Source organism: Polyangium sp. 6x1 (assembly GCF_029946515.1).
In the GTDB taxonomy this organism is placed as follows: Bacteria; Myxococcota_A; Polyangia; order Polyangiales; family Polyangiaceae; genus Polyangium.
The window spans coordinates 71,533-81,018 of the sequence record NZ_JARZHH010000054.1; the positions used below are offsets into that span (position 1 = coordinate 71,533).

Genomic DNA, 9,486 nt, shown 5'->3' on the forward strand with positions numbered 1-9,486 from the left:
CGCTTTTCGGGCGAATGCGGGAGGCGCGGCCCATGCCCTTTCCTGCCGGGGATCGCGGGGCTCGACGCCGAGCCGCGCATCGTGGTACCGTCTCTTCGTTCGTTTGAAACCGTTCACCCTCGCTGTCCTGGTGGTGTTCGGGCTCGTCGCGGCGGCGGTCGCGGCGCGGCTGCTCGGGCTCGCGGCACGCACGCGCAAGGCTCCGGAGCTTTTGCTCGGTCTGTCGATGGTGCTTCCGCTCGTGGGATATTCGATTCAGGTGACGAGCGCGGTGGCCCGAGGTGGCGCACCCGCGCCGCTCGCCGTGGAGATCGGCGGGCTCGTCGTCGATACCGGATTCCTGACGGTCGCGGCCTTCGTGTGGCGCGTCTTCCGCCGCGAGGAGGCGTGGGCCCGGGGCTTCGCGCTGCTGCTCGGGGCCCTGGTGCTCGCGATGCCCGTCGTGAACCACGTGGTGCCCTGGTCCAATGGATTGCCGTCGGCCCTCTGGCCGCGCGCGGTGCTGCGGACGCTTTGTTATGGCTGGGCCGCGGTGGAGGCGCTCCGGTATGCGACGCTCATGCGAAAGCGCGTGCGTTTCGGGCTCGCCGAGCCGATCGTGGCCGATCGGTTCGGCCTCTGGGGCTTCGGGTATCTCTGCGCCGCGCTCATGCTCGACGGCTTGACCGCGGGCGGCGCGCTCCACGTGCAGCAATCGAGCGTCGCCGATGTCTTTCTGGTGGCCGGCGCGGCCTTCGGCGTGCCGGCCATGCTCGCGTTTGGATTGAGCTTTTTCCCGCCGGTCGCCTACGTGCGATACGTCGAGCGCCGCCTCGGCGCGGAGGCCGCGTCATGAGCGAGGGATCGCGTGTGTTCGAGCGGGTCGCCGAGGAGCTCGAGCGGCTGTCGAAGCTGAGCCGGCTGGAGGCGCGGGGGACGCTCCGGCTCGCGCTCCGGGAGGCGGGATTTCTGCCGAAGAACGTGACGCCTCGTTCGATGGTCGTGGTCCTCGAAAGGACGCTGCCGATCTCGCTCTTGAAGCGCGGCGTGCGGGACGCGGCGACCATTTGTTACCAGATGCAGATCCTCGTGCGCGAGACGATGGGCATGGAGTCGTCCGAGGTCGAGACGCCGGAGCGGGTGTTCGCCCGGATCGGGCGCGCCACGGCTCCGCCCGCCCCTTCGTCGTCCCCCGACGGGTTCCCGAGCTCGGGCATGACGCCGCCGCGGGTGCCTTCCTTCGGGGACTACGACAAGCCGCCGACAGGGCGCCTCTCGGCCGTCCCGAGGGTTGAGAAAAAAGCAGGGAACGGGTCTTAGCCCCGACACGTCCGCCGACGCTCGAACGCTCTTTCCGTCGGCGCGTGAACGGTCGAACATGGACCGCGCGGCCGGGGGGACCATCGAGCGGGGTGTCAGCTCCGAGCCCCCAGGGCCGTTCGGCCTTCGTCGGCTCCGGAGGACCATGACCCGCTCGCTGGATCGAATCAGGGCGTTCGCGAAGACTCATTCCCTGCCGCTGCGCGCGGCGATCGGCCTGCTCGTGCTCGTCGCGAGCCTCGTCGTGTTCATCACGTCGCAGCGCGTGCCGCCGGTGCGCGCAGGCGTCGTCGACGCGCGGCTCGAGCTCGCGGCCGGCGAGGTGCGGCTCGTGGAGGGCGGCAAAGGCAGCACGGTGATCTCGGGCGCGCCGCTGCCCGCAGGCGCGGAGCTCGCGACGGGGACCGGGGCGCGCGCGCTCGTGCGGCTCTCGGACGGATCGTCCGTGTTTCTGCGCGGTGATTCGACGGTGCGGCTCCTCCCGGACGGCGCCGAGATCGTGGCGGGTGAGGTTTGGCTCGACGCGCCGCCCTCGGAGCGCGGCGGGCTCAAGCACAAGGCCGGGGACGCGACGATCGCCGCGGCGGACGCGGGGCTGTCGATCCGGCGCGCGGGCGCCGAGGTCGTGGTCGTGGTGACGCGCGGGCTCGCGGTGCTGACGTCGCCGGGCGGGCGCGTGGAGGTGAGCGCCGGGGAGCAGGCGCAGGCGTCCGGGAACGACAAACCCAAGGTGAGCCCGGTGCTGTTCTGGGACGACTGGACCGGCGGCATGGGTGATGGAAGGCCGCTGGCAGGCGCAGGCAGCGGCGCGGGGCGGATCTACGGCGTGAGTCCCGGTCTGCCTGGCGAGAAGGCGAAGGTGCTCGAGGTGAGCCGCCAGTCGGTGCGGGCCGTGATCCGCGAGGGGCTCGCCGAGACGGAGGTCGATCAGACGTTCGGCAACCCGGGCGGCGGCGTGCTCGAAGGCTGGTACTGGTTCAGCGTGCCGGAGCGGGCGATCGTGACGTCGTTCGCGGTCGAGACGAACGGCGTGCTCGTCGAGGGCGAGGTGACCGAGCGCAAGGAGGCCGCGGCGCGGTACACGACGGCCGTGGCGACGGGGCATTCGCCAGCGCTGCTCGAGTGGGTCGACGGGCGGACGTATCGCTCGCGGATCTACCCGATCCCGGCGTCGGGCTCGCGCCGCGTGGTCTTGCGATACCTCGAAGTGCTGCCTTCGCAGGGCGGGAAGCTCGAGTACCTCTACCCGATGCGCGGCGAGGATCCGGCGCGGATCGGGGAGTTCTCGCTGGAGGTGGATCTCGGGGCGGCAGGCTCGAAGATGCGGATCGCGAGCCTCGCGGACGCGGTCGTCGAGAACGGCGGGCGGCGCGTGACGATGCGCCGGAGCGGGTATCTGCCGCGCGCGGACTTCCAGCTCGAAGCGACGCCGATCGAGCCGTCCAACCGCGCCGCGCTTTCGGTCGCGCGGTTCGCCGCGGGCGCGGATCGGGCCGATTACGTGATGGCGCGGTACGTGCCGGACATCGACTGGGCGGCGGTGCCCGAGCCGCCGGGCGACGTGGCGGTCGTGGTCGATACGTCGGCGTCGGGGGACGAGGCGGTGCGGCAGCAGAAGGCGGCCGCGGCGGAGGCGATCCTGCGGGCGCTGTCGCAGAAGGATCGGTTCGTGCTCATCGCGATCGACTCGGCGCCGACGGTGCTCTGGCCGAAGGACGGGCTCGCGGAGGCGACGGACAAGGAGATCGCGGCGGCGCTGGCGCGGCTCGCGGAGCATTCGTCGGGCGGCGCGACGGATCTCGGCGCGCTCTTCGACGCGGCGCTCGGGCGGCTGCACGGGACGGAGCAACCCGCGGTGGTCTACATCGGCGACGGTTTGCCCACGTCGGGCGAGGTGAGCGGCGATCGATTGTCGGAGCGGCTCCGGCGGAGCCTGTCGACCTCGCGGGCGCGGCTCTTCACGGTGGCCGTTGGGACACAAAGCAACGTGGGGCTCCTGCGCGAGCTCGCGCGGCAAGGCGGCGGGCAGAGCTTCCGCATCGATCGGATGGAGACGGCGACGAGCGAGGTTTTGCGGCTCGCGAGCGCGATCAAGACGCCGACGATCACGGAGCTCTCGATCGATCTCGGCGCGGGGCTCGACGAGGCGATGCTGACGGCGAGCGGGAAAGTGTCGCGCGGCGAGGAGGTGCTCCTGTTCGCGCGGACGCACCACGCGCTGCCGGCCGAGGCGACGGTGAAAGGCCGCGTGGGCGGGAAGGAATTTTCGAAGAGCTACCCGATCACGCTCGCGCCGGGGACGAGCACGTCGCTCGTGCCGCGGCTCTGGGCCGCGGAGAAGGTGCGGCGCCTGCTCGGCGAGGCGACGGAGCCGGAGGAGCAGCGCGGCAAGATCGTGGAGATCGGGCTCGAATACGGGCTGATGACGCCGTTCACGAGCATCCTCGCGCTGGAGAGCGAGGCGGCGTATGCGCGGCAAGGGATCCGGCGGAGGTCCTCGCCGCTGCGGGGCGTGCGGCTGACGGCGCTCGATGCGCGCACGGAGCGGGCGCTGATGGATGCAGCGCTGAACCCGGCGGCGGCGACGGCGATGGGGTGCAGCCTGCGCAGCAAGGACGAGGCGGCGCCGGCCGAAGCCGTGGCGGTCGCGCCCTCGCCGCTGCAACAAGCGCCCGCGCCTCTGGCGGTGGACGACGAGGAGCAGAAGCCCGCGGACCAGCAGAATCAGCTCTCGTCGACGACGGCGGCGACGGCGACGCCCACGGAGCCCGAGCCCGCGATCGCAGCGAACGGGGTGCCGCCCGCGAAGCCCGCGCCGGGCGGGGCCGGGGCGTTCCGCGGGAACGTGGACCGGGAAGACTTCGACGGGCAGCAGGAGAAGTCGGCCAACCGGCCGCAGTCGCCGTCGAGCGAGGATGGGCCGGTGCTCAAGGAGAAGGCTCGCGCGCCCGAGGCGCCGGCGGCACCGACGGCGACGTCGACATCGACGGTCGATGCGACGAAGAAGCAGGCGGAGGAGCCGGCGAGGCGCTCTCCGCCGACCGCGACGCCGTGCAGCGACGTCGCGCGGAGGCCACTCGCGGATCGCATCGTGATGTGGTCCAAGCGCCTGCGCGGCGAGCTCGACGGCAAGACGCTGGTGTCGCGGTACCAGGCCGCGCGCGGCGCGTGCGAGATCCCGGACTGGCGCGCCGAGCAAGCGCTGCTCGACCTCCTCCAGCGCAAGGCCCGCACCGAGGACGCCGTGACCACGCTGCTCGCGCACTTCGCGTCGGCGCCGGATACGCGCGGCTACGTGGCGCAGGCGATCCTGCGTCGCTCGGTCGATCCGCGGATCGCCGCGTCCGTGCGGCGCACGCTGTTCGGCGAGAAGATCGCCTGGGAGCAGGTCGACGCGGAGCTCGCCGCGATCGACGGCGTGGACGCGAAGCTCGCGAAGCTGCGCGAGCGAATGCTGGTCGCGCCGGGGGATCCGCAAGGCGATCTGCGCGTCGTGCGGCTGCTCGCGGAGGCGGGCAAGAAGGACGACGCGCTCGCGCAAGGCCGAAGGCTCCGCGATCGCGGGTTCATGAGCCCCGACCTCGCGCTCGCGCTCGGCGACGTGCTCGCGGCGCAGGGCTTTCAGGACGAGGCGCTCCGCACGTACTCGGAGATCGTGGAGTTCGATTCGCAGAGCTCGGAGTCGCGGCGGCTGCTCGGTGATGTGTTCCTGCGGCACGGCTGGTACGGCGCGGCCTACCGGCAATACAAGACGCTGACGGATGTGCCGGGCGCGGACGCGCCGAGTTTCCTGCGTCTGGCGCTGGCCGCGGCGGGCAGCGGGCGCGTGGACGAGGCGCTTCGTTTGGAGCGGCAGGTCGCGTCGGCCGAGGGGACGCCGGGTCCGCGGGATCCGCGGCTCTGGGCGCGGCTCTGGGCCGCGGCGCACCTCGCGCGGCTGCTCGAAGGCGAGGGCAAACCCGTGGAGCCGGGCCTCGCCGAGGGGCTGTCGCGCAAGCTGAAGGAGCTGTCGCTGTTCAGCGGGCCGAGCGCGCTCGCGATCCTCACGTGGGAGGACCTCGACACGACGCTCGGCCTCGTCGGCAAGGACGGCGCGGTGGAGGCGACGCTCACCGAGGTCTCGGACGCGGCGTCGATCGGGATCTCGGCGGTGGAGCTGCCGCTCGGCGACGAGGGGCGCCTCGCGTTCTTGGCGCGCGTCCGCAACGCGAGCCCGGGGCGCGACGTGCCCGTCACGCTGCACGCGATCGCGTGGGACGGGAAGGCGTTTCGTGTGACGATCCGGAAGGCGAAGCTCGGGGCGAAGGACACGGAGGTCACGCTCTCGTCCTTCAATCCCAGCCTGTGAGTCCCTCACGCCCAGCGAGGAGAGGCGCATGATCGAGATCACCTTTCTCGGGCAGCTCGTCGCGACGCTCGCGGGCGCGCTGGCGTTCGTCTCGTTGCTCCTCGTGCTCGCCGCGAGCGCGTACGTGCTCGCGGCGGCCGCGCAAGGGCTCGAAGGGCTCGCCGCGCCGCGCGGGGTGCTGCCCGAGGTCGTGGCGGGACGCGCGCGGGTGCTGCGCGCGATCGCCGCGGTCCTCGGCGTGCTCACGTTCGGCCTCGTGATCGCGACGTCGACCGTCGGAGGCACGTTCGGCACGCTCACGTTCGCCGTGGCGCTCGGCGCGCTCGCGCGGGGCGGGACGCTCGCGCTGTCGATGCTCGCGATGCGGACGGCCGCGAAGTTCGAAGGCGCGCGCGTCGCGCAGGGCAAGGCGCTCACCGCGGCGCGGGTCGCGCAGACGGCGGCGCTCACCGCGGCGGCGAAGAAGCGGCTCGCGGGCGAGGATCTGCGCGCCGAGCTCGGGTCCGCGGACGCGGCGTTGACGAGGCTGCGCGAGGCGCTCGGGACGCTCGTGGATACACGCGCGGCGCTCGGGCAGAAGCTGCAGGCGGTGAACGGCAGCGGAGAGGCGCGGCTCGCGCCGGAGGTCGCGCGCCTGCGGGACGAGCTGACGTTGCGGATCGAGCTCGGCGAGCGGGTGCTCGCGGCAGCGGAGGCCGCGGCGTTCCGGCTCGCGTGCGCGATGCCGATCAAGAAGCTCGTGCGCAGGCGGCCCGCGGAGGTGGCGGGGCTCGATCCGGCGGCGCCGGGCGAACCGGAGGCGCGGCTCGTCGCGGCGACGGCGGCGATCGACGGCTACCTCGCGGCGATCGCGGAGGCGCGCGCCGAGCTGGAAGACGTCGCGACGCGAAGGCCCACGGTCCCGCCGGCCGCGGCGGACGCGGACGAGGACGACGACGACGACGACGCCGGGCGCCCGAAGGATCCGCTGGCCCACGCGCGGACGGACCTCGACGTGATCGAGGCGGCGTATCGGTCGCTGCGGGAGCGCGCGGAGCTGTCGCGGCTCGGGCTGCAAGCGCGCAAGGGTTTGGCCGAGGTGGCGAGCGCGGCCGGCGCGGTGTCGAAGCAGGCGCGGGCGTTTGGCCTCGACGAGCGGGAGTTCGGCCTGCTCCTGGACGACGTGGCGCGGGCCGAGCGGGTGTCGTCGATCGAGCCGCCGGTGCGCGACGGGGACCTGCGCGTGCTCGTGGAGGCGCTGTCCCGAGGGACGAGCGCGCTCGACCAGGATGACCGGGCGTCGCTGGGAGGGGTCGTCGCGGCGCTGCGGTCGATCGGGTGAGTTGGGACCGTCTTGGAGACGGGTCGACGAGGCTTGCGGGAGGGTCGAGACGGTCTCGGAGACGGGTCGACGAGGCTTGCGGGAGGGTAGGTACCGTCTCGGAGACAGGTCGACGAGGCTTGCGGGAGGGTAGGTACCGTCTCGGAGACAGGTCGACGAGGCTTGCGGGAGGGTAGGTACCGTCTCGGAGACAGGTCGACGAGGCTTGCGGGAGGGTCGGGACCGTCTCGGAGACAGGTCGACGAGGCTTGCGGGAGGGTCGGTACCGTCTCGGAGACAGGTCGACGAGGCGTGCGGGAGGGTCGGGACCGTTACCGAAACGCCTGGGCCGTGTCTCAGCAGACTCGGATCATCGACCCGGGTCTAGACATCGCGCGTCACCTGCGACAGGTACGCAGCCATGCGGGACAAGTTCGACCAGGGTGAAATCGACGCGCTTCGCGCCGAGGTGGAAGAGCTCCGCGCGCGGCTCGCGGCGACCGAGAGCGAGCTCGCCGCGGCGCGCGCCGCCGAGACGGAGCTCCGGGCGATGTTCACGGCCATGACAGACGTGGTGTTCGCCATGAGCGGGGAGGGGCGGTACCTGAAGATCGCGCCCACCGGGACGGATCTCCTCTACAAGCCGAGCGACGATCTCCTCGGCAAGACGATGCACGAGGTCATGCCGCAGGTGATGGCGGATTTCCTCCTGTCCCACGTCCGCGCGTCGCTCGAGCAGAAGGCCCTCGTCACGCTGGAGTACAGCTTGCCGGTCGGCGATCGGGAGATCTTCTTCACCGCCAACATCACCCCGATGTCGGACGACGTGGTGATCGTCGTCGCGCGCGACATCACCGATCGCAAGCGGGCCGAGCAAGCGCTCGCCGAGGGGTTGGCCCGGCAGGCGGTGATCGACGCGCAGGAGGCGGCGCTCTCCGCGCTGTCGACGCCGCTCATCCCCGTCACCGACGAGATCGTGGTGATGCCGCTCATCGGCGTGCTCGACACGCAGCGCGTGCAGCAGGCCATGGAGACGCTGCTCCGCGGCGTCACCGACCGGCGCGCGCGTACGGTCATCCTCGACATCACGGGCATCTCGGTCGTCGATTCGCAGGTGGCCGACGCGCTCGTCCGGGCCGCCCGCGCGGTGCAGCTTCTCGGCGCGAAGGTCGTGCTCACCGGCGTCCGTCGCGACGTCGCGCAGACGCTGGTCGAGATCCAGGCCGATCTCGGCGGCATCGTCACGCGCAGCACGGTGCAGAGCGGGATCGCGTTCGCGATGGCCGCGCCGAGCTGATCGTCCGGGCACGCCGCGCTGTGCCCCCGAACCCTCGCGTGCTATCCCGGCCCCGCGATGCGCCGCAGGACCCCTCACGCCATCCAGGTCGAGCTCGCGCAGAAGCGGCTCCTCGCCCGGCTCGCCAGTCTCGACCACGCCGCGATCGTCCGCGTGCTCGGCCCCTTCCTCACGCCCGAACGACAGGCCCGCTTCGACGCGGTGTTTTCCTCGCGCCTCGGCTCCGTCACCGTCCTCATGGATGCGCCGTACGATCCGCACAACGGCGCCGCCGTCCTCCGGTCGTGTGACGCGTTCGGGGTCCAGCGCCTCCACGTCGTCGAGCGCGGCGGCATCTCGTTCCTCGCGGCCCGCGAGGTCGCCCGCGGCTCCGAGCAGTGGGTCCACGTCCGCACCTACCCAACGAGCCACGCCGCGCTCGACGTCCTCGCCGCGTCCGGCCACGAGCTCGTCGCGACGCACCCGAAGGGCGAGCTCGCGCCCGAGGATCTTCGATCGATCCCGAAGGTCTGCCTCGTCCTCGGCAACGAGCGCGACGGCATCCACGAGGAGCTCGTCGCCGCTTGCAAGCGCAGCGTCCGCGTCCCCATGCGCGGCTTCGTCGAGAGCCTCAACGTGAGCGTCACGGCCGCGATCCTTCTCCAGCACGCGACGTCGGGCCGGCCCGGCGATCTCTCGGCGGACGAGCAACGCGCGCTCCAGGCCCGCGCGATGATCCTCACGATCGATCACGCCGCCGAGATCCTCCTCGCGAACGGGATTTCCCTCGGGGAGGACGCGCTCGGGTTCGAAGAAGCCGCGGGCTAGCGCGCGGGAATTTTCCGCCTCGCTTGCCCCTTTCGGCGAAAGTCGATAGCCTGTGCGGAACGACGATTGTCGGCTGTTTTCGATCGTCCGGGAGTCCTCGTGCCTGCTCCGCCTGCGCCGCCGAAACCGCCTGCGCCGCCTCGCGCGGCTCCTCCTGCGCCTGGCGCGATCGCGCGCCCTTCCGCGCCGCCTCCCAGGCCCCACGCGGGAACGGTGCCGATGCCCGTGCACCCCGGCCCCGCGGCAAACGCCGCGCCGCCGCCGCCCGTGTTCGCGGATGCGCCCTTGCCCTCCGCCGTCGCCACGGTGCCGTTCCCGAGCCCCCTGGAGGCGGCCGCGCCCGCGCCTGCCGCGCCCCCGCAGCCTCGCCCGGCCGCAGGCGCGCCCGCGCCGCGCCCCGCCGCAGGCGCGCCGGCCGTGCCCGACGGTGTGGGC

Annotated in this window: 6 protein-coding genes and 1 pseudogene; all 7 read left to right on the forward strand. The window is 72.5% G+C overall.

The annotated features are described in order from the left end of the window. Positions 1–103: 103 nt before the first annotated feature. A complete protein-coding gene (locus tag QHF85_RS36265; protein WP_281331982.1) occupies positions 104–835 on the forward strand; it encodes a hypothetical protein in 732 nt (243 codons plus the stop codon). After that, positions 832–1,299 (forward strand): hypothetical protein, encoded by a 468-nt coding sequence (locus QHF85_RS36270; protein WP_281331983.1) that lies wholly within the window; start codon positions 832–834, stop codon positions 1,297–1,299. Before QHF85_RS36265 ends, QHF85_RS36270 begins: the two co-directional genes overlap by 4 nt. Positions 1,300–1,444: 145 nt before the next feature. Continuing rightward, a complete protein-coding gene (locus QHF85_RS36275; RefSeq protein WP_281331984.1) occupies positions 1,445–5,647 on the forward strand; it encodes a VIT domain-containing protein in 4,203 nt (1,400 codons plus the stop codon). 28 nt (positions 5,648–5,675) lie between these two features. Beyond that, positions 5,676–6,968, forward strand: a complete 1,293-nt coding sequence (locus tag QHF85_RS36280) for a hypothetical protein (protein WP_281331985.1) — start codon at positions 5,676–5,678, stop codon at positions 6,966–6,968. 400 nt (positions 6,969–7,368) lie between these two features. Further along, the gene (locus QHF85_RS36285; protein ID WP_281331986.1) at positions 7,369–8,244 is read left to right on the forward strand and encodes an STAS domain-containing protein; all 876 of its coding nucleotides are present in this window, start codon (positions 7,369–7,371) and stop codon (positions 8,242–8,244) included. 57 nt (positions 8,245–8,301) lie between these two features. Then, a complete protein-coding gene (locus QHF85_RS36290) occupies positions 8,302–9,051 on the forward strand; it encodes an RNA methyltransferase (protein ID WP_281331987.1) in 750 nt (249 codons plus the stop codon). Positions 9,052–9,270: 219 nt separating this feature from the next. Then, positions 9,271–9,486: pseudogene (locus QHF85_RS36295) on the forward strand (hypothetical protein); the annotation flags it as partial.

Bases quoted from the DNA above. Each gene is read 5' to 3' on its own strand.
- QHF85_RS36280 (WP_281331985.1), top strand. From the start codon at position 5,676: ATGATCGAGATCACCTTTCTCGGGCAGCTCGTCGCGACGCTCGCGGGC.
- QHF85_RS36290 (WP_281331987.1), top strand. From the start codon at position 8,302: ATGCGCCGCAGGACCCCTCACGCCATCCAGGTCGAGCTCGCGCAGAAG.
- QHF85_RS36285 (WP_281331986.1), top strand. From the start codon at position 7,369: ATGCGGGACAAGTTCGACCAGGGTGAAATCGACGCGCTTCGCGCCGAG.
- QHF85_RS36270 (WP_281331983.1), top strand. From the start codon at position 832: ATGAGCGAGGGATCGCGTGTGTTCGAGCGGGTCGCCGAGGAGCTCGAG.
- QHF85_RS36275 (WP_281331984.1), top strand. From the start codon at position 1,445: ATGACCCGCTCGCTGGATCGAATCAGGGCGTTCGCGAAGACTCATTCC.